18 protein-coding genes are annotated in these 20860 nt (G+C 38.9%); all 18 read left to right on the top strand.

What is annotated here, in order from left to right; translation table 11 throughout:
• Positions 1–122: 122 nt before the first annotated feature.
• The 18 genes from ACQKN2_RS10745 (at position 123) to fliH (ending at position 20855) form a co-directional block, all read left to right on the top strand.
• A complete protein-coding gene (locus ACQKN2_RS10745) occupies positions 123–881 on the top strand; it encodes a ribonuclease HII (RefSeq protein ID WP_427414961.1) in 759 nt (252 codons plus the stop codon).
• 359 nt (positions 882–1240) lie between these two features.
• Positions 1241–3136, top strand: coding sequence for a hypothetical protein (locus ACQKN2_RS10740; RefSeq protein WP_427414960.1), 1896 nt, complete (start codon positions 1241–1243; stop codon positions 3134–3136).
• A complete protein-coding gene (locus tag ACQKN2_RS10735) occupies positions 3133–3435 on the top strand; it encodes an EscU/YscU/HrcU family type III secretion system export apparatus switch protein (protein ID WP_427414959.1) in 303 nt (100 codons plus the stop codon). Before ACQKN2_RS10740 ends, ACQKN2_RS10735 begins: the two co-directional genes overlap by 4 nt.
• A gap of 162 nt (positions 3436–3597) precedes the next feature.
• Positions 3598–4758: an ADP-forming succinate--CoA ligase subunit beta gene (sucC, locus tag ACQKN2_RS10730; RefSeq protein WP_427414958.1), complete on the top strand. Its 1161-nt coding sequence runs from the start codon at positions 3598–3600 to the stop codon at positions 4756–4758.
• A 17-nt stretch (positions 4759–4775) separates the two neighbouring features.
• Positions 4776–5678 (top strand): succinate--CoA ligase subunit alpha, encoded by a 903-nt coding sequence (gene sucD / locus ACQKN2_RS10725; RefSeq protein WP_323645183.1) that lies wholly within the window; start codon positions 4776–4778, stop codon positions 5676–5678.
• Positions 5679–6257: 579 nt separating this feature from the next.
• Entirely contained in the window at positions 6258–7154 is an 897-nt protein-coding gene (dprA, locus tag ACQKN2_RS10720; RefSeq protein WP_427414957.1) for a DNA-processing protein DprA, read from the top strand.
• A 92-nt stretch (positions 7155–7246) separates the two neighbouring features.
• On the top strand, positions 7247–9325 hold the full coding sequence (gene topA / locus ACQKN2_RS10715; RefSeq protein ID WP_427414956.1) for a type I DNA topoisomerase: 2079 nt from the start codon (positions 7247–7249) through the stop codon (positions 9323–9325).
• Positions 9326–9343: 18 nt separating this feature from the next.
• Entirely contained in the window at positions 9344–10657 is a 1314-nt protein-coding gene (gene trmFO / locus ACQKN2_RS10710; protein WP_427414955.1) for an FADH(2)-oxidizing methylenetetrahydrofolate--tRNA-(uracil(54)-C(5))-methyltransferase TrmFO, read from the top strand.
• A 319-nt stretch (positions 10658–10976) separates the two neighbouring features.
• On the top strand, positions 10977–11876 hold the full coding sequence (xerC, locus tag ACQKN2_RS10705; protein WP_427414954.1) for a tyrosine recombinase XerC: 900 nt from the start codon (positions 10977–10979) through the stop codon (positions 11874–11876).
• Positions 11877–11896: 20 nt separating this feature from the next.
• Positions 11897–12442: an ATP-dependent protease subunit HslV gene (gene hslV / locus ACQKN2_RS10700; RefSeq protein WP_323645175.1), complete on the top strand. Its 546-nt coding sequence runs from the start codon at positions 11897–11899 to the stop codon at positions 12440–12442.
• Entirely contained in the window at positions 12442–13842 is a 1401-nt protein-coding gene (hslU, locus tag ACQKN2_RS10695) for an ATP-dependent protease ATPase subunit HslU (RefSeq protein WP_427414953.1), read from the top strand. The genes hslV and hslU overlap by 1 nt, the downstream gene beginning before the upstream one ends.
• Before the next feature lie 87 nt (positions 13843–13929).
• Positions 13930–14709 carry a GTP-sensing pleiotropic transcriptional regulator CodY gene (gene codY / locus ACQKN2_RS10690; RefSeq protein ID WP_049668434.1) on the top strand — a complete coding sequence of 260 codons (780 nt, stop codon included), beginning with the start codon at positions 13930–13932 and terminating at the stop codon, positions 14707–14709.
• Between the two features lie 1221 nt (positions 14710–15930).
• Positions 15931–16323, top strand: a complete 393-nt coding sequence (gene flgB / locus ACQKN2_RS10685) for a flagellar basal body rod protein FlgB (RefSeq protein WP_323645170.1) — start codon at positions 15931–15933, stop codon at positions 16321–16323.
• Positions 16324–16326: 3 nt separating this feature from the next.
• On the top strand, positions 16327–16788 hold the full coding sequence (gene flgC / locus ACQKN2_RS10680; protein WP_323645169.1) for a flagellar basal body rod protein FlgC: 462 nt from the start codon (positions 16327–16329) through the stop codon (positions 16786–16788).
• A 23-nt stretch (positions 16789–16811) separates the two neighbouring features.
• The gene (gene fliE, locus ACQKN2_RS10675) at positions 16812–17117 is read left to right on the top strand and encodes a flagellar hook-basal body complex protein FliE (RefSeq protein WP_049668437.1); all 306 of its coding nucleotides are present in this window, start codon (positions 16812–16814) and stop codon (positions 17115–17117) included.
• Between the two features lie 332 nt (positions 17118–17449).
• The gene (fliF, locus tag ACQKN2_RS10670; protein ID WP_427414952.1) at positions 17450–19042 is read left to right on the top strand and encodes a flagellar basal-body MS-ring/collar protein FliF; all 1593 of its coding nucleotides are present in this window, start codon (positions 17450–17452) and stop codon (positions 19040–19042) included.
• Positions 19043–19057: 15 nt separating this feature from the next.
• Positions 19058–20071, top strand: coding sequence for a flagellar motor switch protein FliG (gene fliG / locus ACQKN2_RS10665; protein WP_323645165.1), 1014 nt, complete (start codon positions 19058–19060; stop codon positions 20069–20071).
• Positions 20064–20855, top strand: coding sequence for a flagellar assembly protein FliH (gene fliH, locus ACQKN2_RS10660; RefSeq protein ID WP_427414951.1), 792 nt, complete (start codon positions 20064–20066; stop codon positions 20853–20855). The genes fliG and fliH overlap by 8 nt, the downstream gene beginning before the upstream one ends.
• The last annotated feature ends 5 nt before the right edge of the window (positions 20856–20860 follow it).

The following is a 20860-nucleotide window of genomic DNA, read 5'->3' as shown; positions in this document are numbered from 1 at the left end:
TGGCATTACCGAAATGACCGACATCGTGTCGGCCCTCGTGCAGGCCTAAGCACAAAGCCGATTCCGGACGCAATTATGCCGAGGCATAATTGATCTGTAAGAACCAAAAAGGGAGTAAATAGATGAAAACGATTAAAGAAATTACAGCAGCTTTGAAGGAAGCGGAGGAATGGCAGGACTGGATGACGGGAGTAGAGAGTGATGAACGTACAGGTGTGCAAAAGGCTTGGCTAAGTTGGCAAAAGCGCCAAGATAAAAAACGACAGCTACTACAGGAACATCAAGCGAAAGTCGATTTCGATCAAAGCTACGGAGGAGAAGATGCCTTCATTGCAGGGGTAGATGAAGCTGGGCGTGGACCGTTAGCAGGACCAGTAGTAACAGCTGCTGTTATTTTACCTACAAACTGTGAAGCGCTAGTTGGATTAAATGATTCAAAGCAATTATCAAAAGATAAACGCAGTGCCTATGCTGCATTAATAAAGGAGCATGCATTAAGTTATTTTATCCATTTCCAATCAGCGCAACAAATTGATGAATTAAATATTTACGAAGCGACGAAGCAATCGATGAAGACAAGTGTAGAATCGTTATCTATGAAACCTAATTATGTGTTAGTAGATGCTATGACGCTACCAATCTCTATTCAACAGGATTCAATCATTAAAGGAGATGCGAAAAGCCTAGCTATTGCAGCAGCCTCGATATTAGCGAAAACGGCTCGAGATGATTATATGGATCAATTGGATGAGGAATTCCCTATGTATGGTTTTGCTCAGCATGCGGGATATGGAACAAAGCAGCATTTAATAGCACTTGAAGAATACGGTCCGACTATTCATCATCGCAAATCATTTGAGCCGATAAAGTCAATGATCTAATGAATCTTGAAAACACAATAGCATACGAAAAATAAAAGGCACATCATCAAACGTTAGGAATAATATTTGCTAAAACTTATATCATGTGAATAAGTTGATTGGAGCGGAGACTGGGCGACTCCTTGGGGATCAGCGTCACAGATGAGACCCTGGAGCGAGCAGATAGGGGAACGAAGGCTAAGAGCATCACATCCTGTGATAACGCCTTCGTGACCAACATCGTGTTGGCCCAAGCGGCTCATCGGACGCCCCCAGGAAAGCGCCCAGTCGGAGCGGAAATCAACCCTACGATTTGGTGATGAGCCAATAAAAATAGAAGCCAATTACGCCAAGGAGTAATTGATGAAAGGAGTATGTATATGACAGCCACATCTTTTAATCCGATTCAAATGCAACAAGCTGGTATAACCGCAGCTAATCAGCCGCTTACTTTAAAACAAGGACAAGTATTTCAAGGAACAATCAAACAATTATATCCAGATCAAATGGCAGAAATACAGGTTGGTCAGCAAAAGTTTATTGCTAAACTGGAAGTGCCGCTAAAAGCAGGTGATGCGCATTTCTTTCAAGTAACTGGGACAAGCCCACAAACAGAACTAAAAGTTGTTACAGGTCCTATGGAGCAAACGGCTTCCCAAAGTCAACAAATTAATCAGTTACTTGAATCAATGAATTTGCCTAAAACAGCTGAAGCACAGCAGCTTCTAGCTCATTTTATGAAAGCGCAACTACCGATTTCAAAAGAGCAGTTGATGCAGGCAGAAATGTGGTTAAAGGGATTACCGGAGGGCGTAAATAAAATGGATGCCCTGCAAGCCATTCAGAAAATGGTAGAGTTTAAAATGCCAATGACAACTGATGTTTTTCAAGCTCTTCTAAGTGGACAAAAAACGGCCGGCATGGTTTCCATAATGGAAAACTTTACACAGCTTTTAACGAAGGATATAGCTTTACCAGAAAACCTTAAGCAAAATCTAATGCAACAAGTATTAGCAATTGCAAAGCCTTTTGAAGTAGAAACAGGTAGTTTAGTACTTGCTAAGTCCGTACAAATATTAACTAATAATGCGGCTTCTATGAGTGAAAAGATTCAAGCCATGAATAGTTTAAAAGAGGCGGGGATACTACCTCAACAGGCAACCTTGCAAAATTGGTCCAGCCTTAGTGATGTAAAGTCTATTCAGTCAAATCAGCTTCAACAGGCTGGAGAAGTTATTCAAACAATTTTAGCGACAAAATCTGACAATATTAATCAGCTTGTTGATCAGCTTAGATCATGGACAGCGAATCAAAGTTTGTTAACTAATGAACAAAAGCAGTCATTAAATGAACTTATCGATCGATTTAAACAGCTACCAGAAACTAAACAAACGCTAGAGATTTTTGCAAAACAAATGCAAGAACACCTTATAAAAGCATTTGCAGAAAATTCTTCGGAGCGTTTATTTACACAAGACGCCAATGCTCTTTCAGTGAAGGACCACTTATTATCGCTTTTAAAGCATGAAGCCAATACTCCGCTACAAAACGAAGCATTCATGCGAAGTCTCATGAGAAATAGTGTTGAATCCCCGCAATCAATGATTCAGCAAATTGTTACGCAAGCAGATGCTCATGTACAAAATTCTATGGACAGTAAAGCAATGGAACATGCGCTTAAAACGGTATTAAAAAATCTAGGAGTTAGCTATGAAGCGACTCTTAGTAATAAGTCAGCCGATTTACAGCAGATTGCACATCAATTAAAACCTCAATTACATACATTATTGCAGGAAGCGCATGTTACTCCTCAGCTGAAGGAAGCTGCAGAAATGTTAATGGCACGTATGAACGGCATGCAGCTAGCATCAGGGGAAAATGGCCATCAGCATCAGCTTATTATGCAAGTACCATTAGAATTTTTCGGCAAGAAAATGGATGCAACATTACAATGGAATGGGCGTATGAAGGAAGACGGTAAAATTGATGCCAATTATGCGCGTATATTATTTTATTTACAAATGGAATCTATGAAAGAAACGGTTATTGATATGCAAGTTCAAAATCGTGTCGTTTCTGTGACGGTATTTAATGAAAATAATGATATTATTCCGCTTGCTGAACCACTAAAAGCAGCGTTAAAAGTAGGTCTAGCTGAAAAAGAGTATCAACTTTCAGGTGTTTTTATTAAACAATTTGAAAAAGCCCAATCTGAAAAAACAACCCCTGTAGTAGAACAGCAGGAGGAACATAGTGGGGTGGATTTTCGCATATGAGTGAAGAAAAATTTGCTCGAAAAGAGGCTATTGCTCTCACGTATAAGTTAGGACGTTTTGATAGTCCAACGGTCGTAGCAAAAGGGAAAGGGAAAATAGCAGAAAATATTTTAGCGCGCGCGAATGAGCATGATGTCCCGATTTATGAGGATCCTAACCTTGTTCAATTACTTGGACAATTAGATCTAAATGAGTCAATTCCGGAAGAATTGTACGAAGCTGTTGCTGAGGTTTTTGCTTTTATTTATCGATTAGATAAACAATATGCGCGAAAATATAGAAAAAACGAAGAATTCTGATTTTCATAAAACTCTGTTTTAGTACACGAAACAGAAAAAAGCGTCATATTAATAGATAAAAAATGAATAAAAGACAAGGTATAGACTTTATCAGAATCTTTCGTTAGAATAGATTATGTTAGTAAAACAATTTTATGCAAATGTTTGATGGGAGGATGTATTATGAATATCCATGAATATCAAGGGAAAGAGATTCTTAGAAAATATGGTGTAGCTGTACCGAACGGAAAAGTTGCTTTTTCCCCTGATGAAGCTGTGAAAGTAGCAAAGGAACTTGGCTCTAATGTGACTGTAGTCAAGGCGCAAATTCATGCAGGTGGACGCGGGAAAGCAGGGGGCGTGAAAATCGCTAAAAACCTTGACGAGGTGCGTACATATGCAAAAGAATTAATAGGTAAAATTTTAGTGACTCATCAAACAGGTCCTGAAGGAAAAGAAGTAAAACGCTTATATATTGAAGAGGGTTCTGATATTCAAAAAGAATACTATTTAAGTTTAGTATTAGACCGCGCAACGTCCCGTGTAACAGTGATGGGATCTGAAGAGGGCGGCATGGATATTGAGGAAGTAGCGGAATCAAATCCAGAAAAAATCTTCAAAGAAGTGGTGGATCCTGTTGTAGGGTTAACAGGTTTCCAAGCACGTCGCATGGCGTTCAATATGAATATTCCAGCTAACCTAGTAGGGAAAGCTGTTAAATTAATGTTAGGCTTGTATCAAGCGTTTATCGACAAAGATGCTTCTATTGTAGAAATTAATCCACTTGTTATAACTGGGCAAGGAGAAGTTGTAGCATTAGATGCTAAATTTAATTTCGATGCAAATGGGTTGTATCGTCATAAAGATATTGTCGAATTACGTGATTTTGATGAAGAAGATCCAAAGGAAATCGAAGCATCAAAATATGACCTTAGCTATATTTCACTAGATGGCAACATTGGCTGTATGGTTAATGGAGCTGGTCTTGCAATGGCTACAATGGACACAATTAGTTATTATGGCGGAAGCCCGGCTAACTTCCTAGATGTAGGTGGCGGTGCAACGGCTGAAAAAGTAACAGAAGCTTTTAAAATTATTCTTTCTGATCCACATGTCAAAGGCATCTTTGTAAACATTTTTGGCGGAATTATGAAATGTGACATTATCGCTGAAGGTGTTGTAGCAGCTGCCAAAGAACTTGGCTTAGCTGTGCCGTTAGTTGTACGTTTAGAAGGTACAAATGTAGAACTTGGAAAAGAGATTTTAAATGCATCTGGTTTAAACATCGTTGCAGCGGATTCAATGGCTGACGGTGCACAAAAAATTGTGGGACTAGTAGGCTAAGGAAGGCAGGGAGAACAATGGCTGTATTTATTGATAAAGATACGAAGGTAATTGTACAAGGGATTACGGGTGAAACAGCGCTTTTTCATACGAAGCAAATGCTTGAGTATGGTACTAAAATTGTAGCTGGTGTAACACCAGGTAAAGGTGGTCTTGAAATCGAAGGAGTGCCTGTATTTAACACTGTAGCGGAAGCTGTGGCTGCAACAGGTGCAACAGCTTCAGTTATTTATGTACCTGCTCCATTCGCTGCAGACGCTATTTTAGAGGCTGTTGATGCTGAATTAGAATTAACAATCTGTATTACTGAGCATATTCCAGTACTTGATATGGTTAAGGTTAAACGTTATATGGAAGGTAAAAAGACACGTCTAGTCGGTCCAAACTGTCCAGGTGTTATTACGGCAGATGAATGTAAGATTGGTATTATGCCTGGTTACATTCATACGAAAGGGCATGTAGGAGTTGTATCTCGTTCTGGAACGTTAACATATGAAGCCGTACACCAATTAACACAAGCTGGTATAGGTCAAACTACTGCTGTAGGTATAGGTGGAGACCCTGTCAATGGTACAAACTTTATCGATGTTTTGGAAGCGTTTAACAACGATCCAGAAACATATGCAGTTGTGATGATTGGGGAAATTGGGGGGACAGCTGAAGAAGAAGCAGCTGAATGGATTAAAGCGAATATGACGAAACCTGTCGTTGGCTTTATCGGTGGACAAACAGCTCCTCCAGGGAAGCGTATGGGACACGCTGGTGCTATTATCTCAGGTGGTAAAGGAACAGCGGCAGAGAAAATTAAGGCGATGAATGCTGCTGGGATTGAAGTAGCTGAAACACCATCTGTCATTGGTGACACGCTTATTAAAGTAATTAAAGAAAAAGGGCTATACGAAAAGTGTAAAACCCATTAAAATGGAAGATGTAGCACATTGTGGCTACATCTTTTTCTTTTTCCTTACTTAGACACTGCTTAACATGGTTCTAATGGAATTGTATGCAAACGAATCAATTTCTAACTTCCTACTTACTCGGTTTAAAAGAACCTTCAAAAGCTGTGTCACATTGATGTTGTGGTGAAAATAAGGTTCATCACCAAAAGTCGTGGATGACATTTGTTAAAACATATACTATGCAAATAAGTTGATTGGAGTGGAGACTGGGCGACTCCTCGGGGATCAGCGATAGAGGAATGAAGGCTAAAATCATCACATCCTGTGATAACGCCTTCGTGACCAACATCGTGTTGGCCCGAGACCCTGTAGCGCAGCGGTAGGGGAACGAAGGCTAAAAGCATCACGTCCTGTGATAACGCCTTCGTGACCAACATCCTGTTGCCCCGACGCCCCCAGGAAGCTTTGCTCTGTGCGAAAGCGTAGCGACAGCAACAACAAAGCGCCTAGTCGGAACGGAAATCAACCACACGTTTTGGTGATGATCCGAAAATAAAAATGCGGTCATTTAATTTCTTCTATATAAAAGGAGGCTTTTAAATGATTTTTTCAGTTGATACACAGAGATTGCTAACTTTACATTATATATACCCATTACCACTTCAAAAACTTCAGCAATTATTGTCCCCGGTGGATATACTAAGTTATTTTGAAGAAGCGCCCCCCTACGAGATTGCAAAAGCACTGCAAATATCATCGAGTAGAGCTTTGGAAATATCCGGGATTTTTCGCCAAATAATGACATTTCCATTTGAAGAAGCTTATGAAAGGGCCAATATTTCCCCGATACCTTTTCATCATCCTTTTTACCCGGCGCAATTATTTGAAATATCCAGTCCACCTACTGTATTGTATGTGAAAGGTCGATATTCTCTATTGACGAAAGAAAAACAAGTAGCCATTATAGGTTCTAGAAAGGCTACAGCATATACAAAAACTGCGATGGACCTAATCGTTCCTCCTCTTGTTGAACACGGATATACAGTTGTAAGCGGGCTTGCAAGAGGGGCAGATACGATAGCTCATGAGACAACTATAAAAGTTGGCGGTTCCACAATTGCAGTGCTTGGTCATGGGTTTAATTATATATATCCTAAGGAAAACCAGTCTCTCGCTGAGCATATGGCGGAGCAACAATTACTTGTCACAGAGTATCCTCCATATATGAAGCCTGAGAAATGGCATTTTCCAATGCGCAATCGAATCATTAGTGGGTTGTCCAAAGCTTTAGTTGTAACCGAAGCTGCATTAAGAAGTGGCACACTTATTACAACTGACTATGCATTAGAGCAAGGAAAAGATGTATTTGTTGTACCGGGTCCAATTAATGCGGAGCAATCAAAAGGCACAAATAAACTACTATTAGAAGGAGCTATTCCAGTGTGTAATGGTCACGAAATCGTTGAAACACTTAAGCTCTTTTCTAACAAAAATTGAAAAAAAGTTGCATTATCTTAAAATCTGTTATACATTTTGCAACAGGTAACTTAAAAAAATTAGCAATAGACCTCGCTAAGGGGGAGACATAGATGGCGGATTATTTAGTGATTGTAGAATCACCAGCAAAAGCAAAAACAATTGAACGATATTTAGGAAAAAAATATAAAGTGAAAGCGTCGGTCGGGCATGTTCGTGACTTACCACGTAGCCAAATGGGCGTTAGTCCAGAAAATAATTATGAACCTAAGTATATTACTATTCGTGGTAAAGGGCCTGTTTTACAGGACTTAAAGTCTGCGGCTAAAAAAGTGAAGAAAGTCTTTCTAGCGGCCGATCCAGACCGCGAGGGAGAAGCGATTGCTTGGCACCTTGCGACTGCGTTAAATATTGATATTCAGTCAGATTGTCGTGTCGTTTTTAATGAAATTACAAAAGATGCGATTGTAGAATCCTTTAAAAATCCACGTCCTATTAATATGGATTTAGTAGATGCACAGCAAACACGTCGTATATTGGACAGACTTGTTGGTTATAACATTAGTCCGATTCTGTGGAAAAAGGTTAAAAAGGGATTATCGGCAGGACGAGTACAATCTGTAGCACTACGCATGATTATTGATCGTGAAAATGAAATTAAAAACTTCCAACCGGAAGAATATTGGACAATTGAAGGTTCTTTTGAAAAAGGGAAGAAAACGTTCGATGCGCTGTATTACGGTAATGGCAAAGAAAAAATTAAATTAACAAATGAAGAACAAGTAAAATCTATTTTAAAAAATGTTAAAGGTACAAGTTTTGAAGTTGTCAATGTATCTAAGAAAGAACGCAAACGAAATGCAGCACCTGCTTTTACAACATCTTCTTTACAGCAAGAAGCCGCACGTAAGTTGAATTTCCGTGCAAAGAAAACGATGATGCTTGCGCAACAATTATATGAAGGTATTGATGTTGGTAAAAAAGAAGGGACAGTCGGTTTAATTACTTATATGCGTACCGATTCTACACGTATTTCGGAGACAGCAAAAACGGAGGCAATTGCATACATTGAATCCAAGTACGGTAAAGAGTTCATCTCGACAGAGACGAAGCAGGCTAAAAAAGCATCAAATGCACAAGATGCCCATGAGGCTATTCGTCCAACTAGTACGATGCGAACTCCGGATGAATTAAAGGCAGTGCTTAGTCGCGACCAATTGCGCTTATATCGTTTAATTTGGGAGCGTTTTATCGCAAGTCAGATGGCGCCGGCCGTACTTGATACAGTTGCTGTTGATCTGCAAAATGGTGATGTTTTATTCCGTGCAAACGGCTCGCAAGTTAAATTTGCCGGCTTTATGAAACTCTATATTGAGGGTACAGATGACCAAACAGAAGAGACAAACAAGCTTCTACCTGAAATGGAAGTTGGCGATCAAGTAGAATCTCTTGAAATCGAGCCAAAGCAACATTTCACACAGCCACCACCACGTTATTCAGAGGCGCGTCTTGTAAAAACAATGGAAGAGTTAGGTATAGGGCGCCCGTCCACATATGCACCGACCCTCGATACAATTCAGCGCCGTGGCTATGTCGTATTAGATGCAAAACGATTTATGCCGACAGAGCTAGGAGAAATCGTACACCAACTCGTACTAGAGTTTTTCCCTGATATCATAAATATCGAATTCACAGCACAAATGGAACAAGATTTGGATGATATTGAAGAAGGCGGTCGTCAGTGGAAAGAAGTTGTGCATGAGTTTTATAAGGATTTTGAGGTCCATGTAAAATATGCAGATGAGGCTATGGAAAAGGTTGTTATAAAAGATGAACCTGCTGGCGAGGATTGTGAGCTTTGTGGATCTCCAATGGTCTATAAGCTTGGACGATACGGAAAATTTATGGCTTGTTCAAACTTCCCGGATTGCCGCAATACAAAAGCTATTATGAAACCTATTGGTGTAAAATGTCCTTCATGTGAAACAGGCGAAATTGTAGAACGAAAGAGTAAAACAAAGCGTTTATTCTATGGCTGCAATCAGTACCCTGAGTGTGAATTTGTTTCATGGGACAAACCAATTAGTAGACCATGTCCGAAATGTAGCGCATTATTAGTAGAGAAAAAAATTAAAAAAGGTGTTCAAATTCAGTGTACGAAATGTGACTATGAAGAGACACCTACTCAATGATAGAAAGATGGTAAGAACATGACTGAACAAGTAGTAAATGTAATAGGCGCAGGTCTTGCAGGCAGTGAGGCTGCTTGGCAAATTGCTCAACGTGGTGTGAAAGTTAAACTTTATGAAATGCGTCCAGTAAAGCAAACACCAGCTCACCATACTGATAAATTTGCAGAGCTTGTTTGTTCGAACTCACTACGTGCAAATGGATTAACGAATGCCGTAGGTGTGATTAAAGAAGAAATGCGTATGTTAGATTCTGTTATTATGAAGGCAGCCGATGCATGTTCAGTACCAGCAGGCGGTGCTTTAGCAGTAGATCGACATGAATTTGCAGGCTATGTGACAGAAGCAGTGAAAAATCATCCTCTTGTGGAGGTTGTTCATGAAGAAGTCACTGAAATTCCAGAAGGCATTACTGTTATTGCCACAGGACCACTAACATCGAAAGCTTTAGCTGAAAAAATTCAGGGCTTAACAGGGTTAGATTATCTATATTTCTATGATGCTGCCGCACCAATTATTGAAAAAGATAGCATCGATATGGAAAAGGTTTATTTAAAATCTCGTTACGATAAAGGGGAAGCGGCTTATTTAAACTGTCCTATGACAAAGGAAGAATTTGATCGTTTCCGTCAAGCGTTAATCGAAGCAGAGGTTGTGCCATTAAAAGAATTTGAAAAAGAAATTTACTTTGAAGGCTGTATGCCTATCGAAGTTATGGCTGCTCGCGGTGAGAAAACAATGTTGTTTGGACCGATGAAGCCAGTAGGCCTAGAAGATCCAAAAACAGGGAAACGACCTTATGCCGTTGTCCAATTGCGTCAAGATGATGCAGCAGGAACTCTTTACAACATCGTTGGCTTCCAAACGCATTTAAAATGGGGACCACAGAAGGAAGTACTACAATTAATTCCGGGATTAGAGAATGTTGAAATCGTTCGTTATGGCGTAATGCATAGAAATACTTTCATTAATTCGCCAAAGGTTCTAGAGAAAACTTATCAACTTCGTGAGCAAAAAAATATTTTCTTTGCGGGTCAAATGACAGGTGTTGAAGGATATGTTGAATCTGCTGGTAGTGGATTAATTGCCGGTATTAATGCAGCTCGATTAGCGTTAGGACAAGAGCAAATTGTCTTCCCGTTTGAAACGGCTTTAGGCAGTATGGCGCGTTATATAACAGAAGCACAATCGAAAAACTTCCAGCCGATGAACGTTAACTTCGGAATTTTCCCTGAATTACCTCCAGGACGTCGTTCAAAGCCAGAGCGTGCAGAGATGCATGCTACACGTGCAATAGACACAATTCGTAATTTTGTGAATTCACAAACAATTTGATTGCAAAAAGCCTCTAAAAGTTGGTATACTCTTAGAGGCTTTTTCTTTTTGTAGTAAAATGCTGATTTACACGTGTTTTATTATTTTGTATGGAGATTTTCTCAAAATATAAACATTTCTACTTGCTATATGATGAAGATAGGTATAGTGTCAATATGTATGTTTTCTACATTAACGATACCCAAAGTGACAAACTAAAGAGGATAAACGAGAATTGACATTCTTTTAGCACAGTCGGAACGGAAATCAACCCCTCGTTTATGGTGATGACCCGTAATTTGAGAAGATTATCAATAATTCATTGGTGGTGAATCTTTTAATGTTAGTTTCGTCCCAAGATGCACTTGAACAGTTTATGCTTTATATCCAAATTGAAAAGAACTTCTCTGTTCATACAGTACGAGAATATGAATCGGACCTACTAGATTTTTTAGCGTTTTTGCAAGCGGAGGGCGTAAATGATTTAGCTAGTGTTGAGTATATACATGCACGTCTTTATGTAACAAAGTTGTACGATGAAAAGAGAGCAAGGTCATCTGTATCAAGGAAAATTTCCTCTATACGCTCCTTCTTTCGCTTTCTAAATAAACAGTACGGATTAGATGATGGGGCATTTCGATCACTTTATCATCCAAAAAAAGAATCACGTTTACCTAGTTTTTTCTACGAAGAAGAATTGAAGCAGCTATTTGATGCGAATGTCGGCGATGATTTGAAATCATTAAGAAATATGGCTATATTGGAGCTGTTATATGCGACAGGAATTCGTGTAAGTGAGCTCACCTCAATTCAAGTAGAAGATGTTGATTTCCATTATTCGATTATTAGGGTAATGGGAAAAGGGCGAAAAGAACGTATTATTCCATTCGGGCAATTTGCGAGTTTAGCTATGCAGGATTACATAGAACAAGCTCGTCCACGATTGATGAAAAACACAAGTCATCAGCAATTGTTTGTCAACATGCGCGGTGGGGAACTTACTCCACGAGGTGTACGTCATATTTTAACAGAAATGATTGACAAAGCCTCGCTCCATACGAAAATATATCCACATATGCTTCGCCATACTTTTGCTACACATTTATTGAATAATGGCGCAGATTTACGTACGGTGCAGGAGTTATTAGGCCATGCTCATTTAACTTCTACACAAGTTTACACTCATGTAACAAAAGAGCATCTACGTCAAACATATATGAATGCTCATCCAAGGGCATAATAAGCTAAGGAGGAAGGCAAATGGGACAAATTCATGCGACAACGATATTTGCAGTTCATCATAACGGTGGTTGCGCAATGGCAGGTGATGGTCAAGTGACCCTAGGTAATGCGGTGGTTATGAAGGGTACAGCAAGGAAGGTCAGACGTCTGTTTAATGGGCAGGTGCTTGCCGGGTTTGCAGGATCGGTTGCCGATGCTTTTACACTTTTCGAAATGTTTGAAGGAAAGTTAAATGAATACAATGGCAACTTACAACGTGCAGCAGTAGAAGTCGCTAAGCAATGGCGCGGAGATAAAATGCTACGTCAATTAGAGGCTATGCTACTTGTAATGGATAAAAGTACACTCCTTCTTGTTTCGGGTACGGGAGAAGTAATTGAACCGGATGATGGAGTTTTGGCAATTGGTTCTGGAGGTAACTTTGCATTATCAGCAGGTCGTGCCCTGAAAAAATATGCAGGTGATACAATGTCTGCTCGCGAAATTGCAGAAGCGGCATTAGAAACCGCTGCTGGAATCTGTGTGTTTACGAATCATAATATTATCGTGGAGGCGCTTAACTAATGACAAAAAATAATTTAACGCCAAGACAAATTACTGAGCATTTGGATCGTTATATCGTTGGACAAAATGAGGCGAAGCGAGCGGTAGCTATTGCACTACGTAATCGATATCGTCGCTCACTGTTAAGTGATGAGATGAAGGCTGAGGTAATTCCGAAAAATATTTTGATGATTGGACCTACAGGTGTCGGAAAAACAGAAATTGCACGAAGAATTGCAAAGCTAACAAGTGCACCATTTGTGAAAGTAGAAGCAACAAAGTTTACAGAAGTAGGGTACGTTGGACGCGACGTAGAGTCGATGGTACGTGATGTAGTAGAAGCTTCTCATCGTCTTGTAAAAGAAGAAATGATGGAGTCTGTGAAGGACCAAGCAGAACAATTAGCAAATGAAGCTATAGTTAAGTTGTTGGTTCCTTCATTACGAAAAAAACAGTCCATGCAAAATCCGTTTGAAATGTTATTTGGTGGGAAAGAACAGCAGGCCAATGATGATTCTTCTTCTGAAGAAACTGAAGTGCGCTCCAAACGTGCGCAAATCGCTATCGATTTACGTAATGGTAAATTAGAAAATGAATGGGTTACAGTTGAAGTAACTGAACAAAATCCTTCTATTTTTGATGCGTTACAAGGAACGGGTATGGATATGACTGCAAACAGTGGCATGCAGGATATGCTGTCTAATTTAATGCCTAAAAAGCAGAAGAAACGTCGTCTACAAGTGAAAGATGCACGCCGTATTTTAACAATCGAGGAAGCAAATAAGCTCATAGATGCAGACGAAGTTGCACAAGAAGCCATTTCAAGAGCTGAACAATCAGGTATTATTTTTATTGATGAAATTGATAAAATCGCTAGTAAGGATGGTAACTCCTCTGCGAATGTATCGCGTGAGGGTGTGCAACGTGATATTCTGCCGATTGTTGAAGGTTCTACTGTAACGACAAAGTACGGTGCTGTAAAAACTGACTTTATGCTTTTCATTGCTGCTGGAGCATTTCATATGTCGAAGCCGTCAGATTTAATTCCTGAATTGCAAGGTCGATTCCCGATTCGGGTGGAGCTTGAAAAATTAACGAAACAAGATTTTGTACGTATTTTGAAAGAGCCAGACCAATCACTTATTTTGCAATACAAGGCATTATTAGAAACTGAGGGCGTGGAAATAAACTTTACGGAAGACGCGATTGAACGAATTGCAGAAATTGCAACTGAGGTTAATCAGGAGACTGATAATATTGGAGCTCGACGTTTGCACACAATTTTAGAACGCTTATTAGAAGAATTATCGTTTGAAGCTGCTGAAATTGCACCTGCAAATATACCAATCACTGCTGCATATGTAGATCAAAAACTTGCGGGCATAGTTAAAAACAAAGATTTGTCACAGTTTATATTGTAAGATAAGGCTGAATAGTTTCATTCAGTTAAAAAAACATTTAGAATATTAGGAAAATACTCTTCGGATTATTTATAGGAGGAACATATAATGAATTTATTAGAAAAAACGCGTAAAATTAACTCGATGCTCCAAGCATCTGCTGGTAAACCGGTGAACTTTAAAGAAATGGCAGATACATTAGGAGATATTATCGACAGTAATGTTTATATTGTAAGCCGTAAAGGGAAACTTTTAGGTATTTCAATTCACCAACAAATTGAAAACGAACGTATGAAAAAGATGTTCGAAGAGCGTCAATTCCCAGAAGAATATACACATAGCTTGTTTACAATTTCTGAAACATCTTCAAACCTAGATATTAATGACGAACATACTGCTTTCCCAGTTGAAAACAAAGAGCTATTCCAAAATGCATTAACAACGATCGTACCGATTGTTGGTGGTGGTGAGCGCCTAGGTACATTAATTCTTGCTCGTTTATCTTCACAATTCGAGGATGATGATTTAATTTTAGCTGAGTATGGTGCAACAGTAGTTGGCATGGAAATTTTACGTGAGAAATCTGAGGAGATTGAAGAGGAAGCTCGTAGCAAAGCTGTTGTACAAATGGCAATCAATTCTCTTTCATACAGTGAGTTAGAAGCTATTGAACATATCTTTGAAGAGCTTGACGGCCATGAAGGTTTACTTGTTGCTTCGAAAATTGCAGACCGAGTTGGTATTACACGTTCAGTAATCGTAAACGCATTACGTAAACTAGAATCTGCAGGTGTAATCGAATCTCGCTCTCTAGGTATGAAAGGTACTTATATTAAAGTACTAAACGATAAATTCTTAAACGCATTAGCTGAAATTAAAATGAAATAATAATAATAAAGAGTCCTTTTGGGGACGGTTTAAGGCATCTGGAATAGTTTATTCCAGATGCCTTTTATCATGTAGAGAAATAAAATGGCTAAGGAAAGCTTTGTGAATGTTGTGGCCCTAATATTTCCGTTCCAGGCAGCTTACTGTCCTATGCCGAGCATCGATCACTTCCTCCGCTTTAGGCCCTATGGTAGCATTGCGTATTCGCGCATATAACCCTCGTGGCTGTCGCTGTACCTTTCGTACTTAAAACGCCCTGGAAAACGCTCAGTCGGAATGGGAATCGCGCCCCTATTTTGTTGAAGGGGCATATTTAATTAAACTTCTTTTAGTTACAAATGTTTTTGTACCGATAGCGAAGCGACAGGTAAAGAAGTCTTCCGCCCCTTTAAGTGGTGAGATGAATGCGGATTTAAGCTACTTTTCAGCGGGTGTTCCCCTGAAAGCTGAGCTCAGGGCTAAGAACTTTATAACCTGCAAAAATGCCTGGGTAGTCCAACTTCGTGCGGTCGCTACGTTACCACTACGCTTTCGCAAAAAAACATTTGTTGGCTTAAAGCTTTGTCGGATTATGACACAAAAAATTCATTGGAAACACGAAGTCATCTGGGATAATCTTGTTCAGATGCCATTTATAATTCGACTTAATTTGAGGTTGGTTTACATCGCCTTAATTATGTCGAACTATGTTTTAGTACTAAATAGGGGGAATTATCTATATTTTAATCCTTTTTCTTGTTTTCTGTAGGTATGTTTTCTAACCTCTTAGACGCTAAATATCATTGCTTTATTCCTAAATTTTACTTTTAGCATCTGCATACTTTTTGCATAAGTAAAAAAAACATATGCTCCAATTGTTACTTGAAAGACAGTATGGAATTACTATTCAGAATTTTATGTAATATCCCAACCTTGGGGTTAAATAGTAAAAATGGACTCTAATTTAGACATCGTGTCTACTGTCGAATTGTTAAAAAATGGAATAAAATAGATACTAAAACCGTAAACACTGTCGTAGTAGTGTAAATTTACTAGTAATGAGTTTGGGGCTGTGAAGTCAGTAGTATCAATGGGTGCGGAAGTATTGTCCTGGTTATTTGTGAATAAAAATGGGTCATTTATACTATCAAAAAGTGACAAAAGACAATAGACACTCCGTATCATCTTAATTACAATTGTAATATTGGATAAAATAAGAAGTACATGAATGAGGTGAGTTTTTTGGATTTGTTTGGAGGAACTATTAGTAGCCTGGAAAATGGACTTTCCTATGCAACTTTGAATCATAAAACGATCGCTAATAACATTGCGAATGTCGATACGCCGAACTATAAGGCGAAAAATGTAAGTTTTAAGGATATGTTGGAGAAAGAAAAACAAATGTCAATTTCTGCATATCGTACTGATAATAGACATTATGATTTCGCGATTCGACAATCAACGCCTGGTGTGAATAATGTTAATGGTTTACGTTATCGAAATAACGGGAATGCCGTAGATATGGATGCTGAACAGACAAAACTTGCGGAAAATCAAATTTATTACAACGCATTAATTGAACGTATGAACGGTAAGTTAAATACTCTAAATACGGTTATTAAAGGAGGTAAGTAATAGATGTCTATTTTTCATGGGATGAATACTACTGCCTCAGCTTTAACAGCACAGCGTTTGCGAATGGATGTAGTTTCTTCAAATATGGCAAACATGGATTCAACGCGCGCTAGACAAGTGAATGGGCAGTGGGAACCATACCGCCGGAAGTCTGTGACGTTTACAGCGCAAGAGGGACAGTTTTCAAAGTTCTTTAATGCAGCACTTGGCAAAAATGCAAAAAGTGGTGTTGGCAACGGCGTAAAAGTTACACAAATAAAAGAAGATAGAGAAACACCTTTCAAACTTGTGTATGATCCAACTCATCCAGATGCAAATGCAGATGGCTATGTAAATATGCCGAATGTAGATCCATTAAAAGAAATGGTAGATTTAATGTCAGCTACTCGTTCCTACGAGGCAAACATAACTGTATTGAATGCAAATAAATCCATGCTGACAAAGGCTTTAGAGATCGGAAGATAAATAAGAGGAAAGGAAGATACATAATGACAATTTCGTCCGTTTCACAAATGACACCTACGCAGGTTGTAAATGAAACAAATAAACTCAATACGACACCTTATGAAGCACAACAGAGCTTTGCGAACTCGTTAAAAGAAGCAATATCGAAAGTTAATGATCAACAAATTACTTCTGATAACCTTACTCAAAAGTTAATTAATGGTGGAGATGTAGAGTTGCACGAAGTGATGATTGCATCACAAAAGGCGAGCATTACATTAAATGCAACAATTGAAGTTCGCAATAAGGTGATTGAAGCTTACCAAGAAATAATGCGAATGAGTGTCTAACTTTATTTGAATAAGTACTATTGAAGTAAAGAATATATCCCATATTTTAAATGAATGATTGATGTGGAGGTTGGGTGACTCCTTAGGGATCACGTAACAGAAGGTGATAGACCTGAAGTGAGACAATAGAAAAACGAAGGTTAAAAGCATCACGTCCTGTGGTGATGCCTTCGTGGCAAACATCCTGATTGCCCCAAATGGTTTATCGGACGCTCCTAGTCGAAACGGAAATCAACCCGTTATGGTGATGATAATGATGGATGGTATGGGATATCACTGTTTTCGCGAATTATTAGATGGATAGGTTGTTCACTATAACCGGAGGATTCATAATGAATGAACGATTGACGAAAATAAAAAACGACACCAGCCAATTTTGGACAAGTCGTAGTAAAAAACAAAAAATTGTAATGCTTGGTTCAGTGGTAGGGGTTTTAGCACTTGCTGCCGTTATTACACTTTTTGCTACAAAAATTACATATGTACCACTTTATAAGGATTTATCGACAAGAGAAATCGGACAAGTGAAGGAAGCGTTAGATACCCAAGGTGTAAAATATGAACTTGCACCGGGGGGGACATCGATTTTAGTGCCTGAAGAACAAGTTGATTCATTGTTAGTACAGTTGGCTTCGGAAGGATATCCGCAAACAGGGTCGATTGATTACTCTTTTGCAAATAGCTCTGGATTTGGTATGACAGATAATGAGTTTAACCTCTTAAAAAAAGCTGCGACTGAAACAGAAATTGCTAAGCTCATTAAAAATCTAGAAGGTGTAAAAGATGCAAAGGTAATGATTAACCTTCCAGAAGAGGGCGTATTTATAAAGGATGTTAAAGAAGAAGCGACAGCATCTATTGTTTTGAATACTGACCCTGGCTATAAATTTACAGAACAACAAATTGCCACTATGTACAATCTAGTTGCAAAAAGTGTTCCAAATTTAAATACGGACAACATTGTTATTTCTAACCAATTTTCTGAGTACTTTGATCTGAATGCTGCGACTACTGATGGAGCTTCAACAACGACAGCTGAGGGTCAGTTACAAGCGAAGAAATTGGTTGAGCGTGACCTACAACGTCAAGTTCAAAATATGCTAGGTACGCTTATGGGACAAGACAAAGTAATCGTTTCTGTGACAACAGACATCGATTTCAAAAAAGAAAATCGTGAAGAAAACCTAGTTACGCCGGTAGACGAAGAGAACATGGAAGGAATCGCGATTAGCGCTCAACGTATTACAGAGCAATATTCTGGAACAGGGGCTGCAGCCACTGGTACACCTGAAGCTGAAACGACGACAGATAATTTCACAACATATAACGAAGGTGTAAATGGTAACGGGGATTACGAACGTACTGAAGAGACAATTAATAATGACGTAAACCGTATACGTAAAGATATCCAAGAGGCACCATATAAAATTCAAGATATGGGGATCCAAGTAATTGTTGAACCGCCGACAGCAACTGACGCAGCAACATTACCGGATGGGATTCGTGAGGATATCCAGCAAATTTTAAGTACTATTGTTCGTACGACGATTTCTAAAGATGTAGCAGCTGAACTTACTCAAGATCAAATCGATGAAAAAGTAGCTGTTTCAGTGCATCCTTTAAATGGTAAAGCAACAGAGACGGCTAGTGAAAAATCTGTTATTCCATGGTGGGTTTGGGTAATCGGCGGCATATTACTTGCTGTCATAGTATTGCTTGCATTCTTCATTGTCCGTTCACGTAAACGTGCACAGGAAGAAGAAGAACTAAGTATCCTAGATGAACAAGAAGAACTAATGATTGAAGATATAAATGAAGAAATTGAAACGGAAGCTACAATGCGTCGTAAGCAGCTTGAAAAAATGGCAAAAGAAAAGCCAGACGATTTTGCGAAGTTACTGCGTAGTTGGATTGCGGAAGACTAACTAGGAGGTTCGGCTGTGTCCAAGAAAGATAAGGAATTAACAGGCAAACAAAAGGCCGCTCTCTTGTTAATTTCATTAGGGCCTGAGGTTTCAGCTTCTGTGTATAAACATTTAACAGAAGAAGAAATTGAACGTTTAACATTAGAGATTTCAAGCGTTAAAAAAGTAGAAGCAAATGTGAAAGAGGAAATTATTGAAGAATTCCACAATATTGCACTTGCGCAAGATTATATTACGCAGGGTGGTATTGGTTACGCGAAGACAGTATTGGAGAAAGCTCTTGGAGTAGAACAGGCGCAAACAATTATTAATCGTCTTACATCTTCTTTACAAGTACGTCCCTTTGACTTTGCGCGTAAAGCTGATCCAGCACAAATTTTTAACTTTATTCAAAATGAGCATCCACAAACAATTGCCCTTATCCTCTCTTATTTAGAGGCAGGGCAAGCGGGTGTGATTTTATCTTCATTGCCACAGGAAGTACAGGCTGATATTGCTAAACGTATTGCTGTAATGGATTCAACTTCACCAGAAGTTATTAGTGAAATTGAATCTGTTTTGGAGCGTAAATTATCATCGACTGTAACACAGGATTACACTGAAACGGGTGGCATTGATGCAGTTGTTGAAGTGTTAAATGGTGTGGACCGACAAACGGAAAAAACGATTCTCGATGCACTCGAAATTCAAGATCCAGAGCTTGCAGAAGAAATCAAAAAACGTATGTTTGTATTCGAGGATATTGTCACGCTCGACAATCGCTCGATACAACGTGTTATTCGTGATTGTGAAAATGAAGACTTATTGCTTTCAATGAAAGTTTCAAGTGAAGAAGTAAAAGATATTATTTTCCGCAATATGTCACAACGTATGGCTGATACATTTAAGGAAGAAATGGAAATTATGGGTCCTGTTCGTCTGCGTGACGTAGAGGAAGCGCAATCTCGAATTGTTGCGGTTATTCGTCGCTTAGAGGATGCAGGTGAGATTATTATTGCACGTGGTGGAGGAGATGACGTCATTGTCTAGAATCATCCGTTCTGTACACACACAGTCCAATGGTGATCATGTCAAAAAGATTCAAATCCGTGAAATGTTTGAGTTGCATGAGATAGAAAATGGAGAAATTCTTCAACCTCAAAAACAGATTACTATAGAAGAAGTGCTAGAAGAACGCGAGCGCTTACTTGCGGAAGCTAGAGCTACTTTACAGGCTGAACGTGAAGTTTTTGAACAAGAAAAGCAAATGTTCACCCAGCAATTTGAACATTTAAAGCAAGGTTGGGAAGAAGAACGACCTAATCGAGTGCAAGAAGCTTATGATGAAGGATTTGGTCAAGGCTATGAGGATGGGACAAACAAAGCGAATGAAGCGATGGCACAATCTCTCCAAACGGCCAATGAAATAATCATTCATGCTAGGGAAAATGCTCGGAAATATATTGAAGATCAGGAATCGGTTATTTTAGAGCTAGGCTTAACCGCAGCAGAGCGAATTATTGATGCATCTTTAGAGCGAGACGACGAATTATTTGTGTCAATCGTTCGTAGAGGACTTAAAGAAGCAAGAGAAATGAAAGAAATAAAAATCTACGTTTCACCTACTTACTATGCATTAATTACTGCTAATCGCGATGAACTAGCTGAAATGTTCCCTACTGACGTACCATTCATGATTTTTGTAAATGAGGATTTAGAAAATGAAACAGATTGCTATATTGAAACAAATCATGGCCGTATTGTTGTAAGTATTGATGAGCAATTAAACGAACTAAGATTGAAACTACATGAAATATTAGAAAGTAAGGAATGATCTAG

Origin of the sequence: Lysinibacillus sp. NPDC093688, from assembly GCF_050280145.1 — a bacterium.
Classification (GTDB): domain Bacteria; phylum Bacillota; class Bacilli; order Bacillales_A; family Planococcaceae; genus Lysinibacillus; species Lysinibacillus xylanilyticus_B.
The sequence above is the reverse complement of the archived record's forward strand: the minus strand, read 5'-3'. Positions and strand labels throughout refer to the sequence as shown.

Coding starts and splice junctions, on each gene's coding strand:
- fliE (WP_049668437.1), top strand. CDS start 16,812: ATGACAATTTCGTCCGTTTCACAAATGACACCTACGCAGGTTGTAAAT.
- sucD (WP_323645183.1), top strand. CDS start 4,776: ATGGCTGTATTTATTGATAAAGATACGAAGGTAATTGTACAAGGGATT.
- hslU (WP_427414953.1), top strand. CDS start 12,442: ATGACAAAAAATAATTTAACGCCAAGACAAATTACTGAGCATTTGGAT.
- codY (WP_049668434.1), top strand. CDS start 13,930: ATGAATTTATTAGAAAAAACGCGTAAAATTAACTCGATGCTCCAAGCA.
- topA (WP_427414956.1), top strand. CDS start 7,247: ATGGCGGATTATTTAGTGATTGTAGAATCACCAGCAAAAGCAAAAACA.
- sucC (WP_427414958.1), top strand. CDS start 3,598: ATGAATATCCATGAATATCAAGGGAAAGAGATTCTTAGAAAATATGGT.
- fliF (WP_427414952.1), top strand. CDS start 17,450: ATGAATGAACGATTGACGAAAATAAAAAACGACACCAGCCAATTTTGG.
- xerC (WP_427414954.1), top strand. CDS start 10,977: ATGTTAGTTTCGTCCCAAGATGCACTTGAACAGTTTATGCTTTATATC.
- trmFO (WP_427414955.1), top strand. CDS start 9,344: ATGACTGAACAAGTAGTAAATGTAATAGGCGCAGGTCTTGCAGGCAGT.
- hslV (WP_323645175.1), top strand. CDS start 11,897: ATGGGACAAATTCATGCGACAACGATATTTGCAGTTCATCATAACGGT.
- flgC (WP_323645169.1), top strand. CDS start 16,327: ATGTCTATTTTTCATGGGATGAATACTACTGCCTCAGCTTTAACAGCA.
- ACQKN2_RS10740 (WP_427414960.1), top strand. CDS start 1,241: ATGACAGCCACATCTTTTAATCCGATTCAAATGCAACAAGCTGGTATA.
- dprA (WP_427414957.1), top strand. CDS start 6,258: ATGATTTTTTCAGTTGATACACAGAGATTGCTAACTTTACATTATATA.
- ACQKN2_RS10735 (WP_427414959.1), top strand. CDS start 3,133: ATGAGTGAAGAAAAATTTGCTCGAAAAGAGGCTATTGCTCTCACGTAT.
- ACQKN2_RS10745 (WP_427414961.1), top strand. CDS start 123: ATGAAAACGATTAAAGAAATTACAGCAGCTTTGAAGGAAGCGGAGGAA.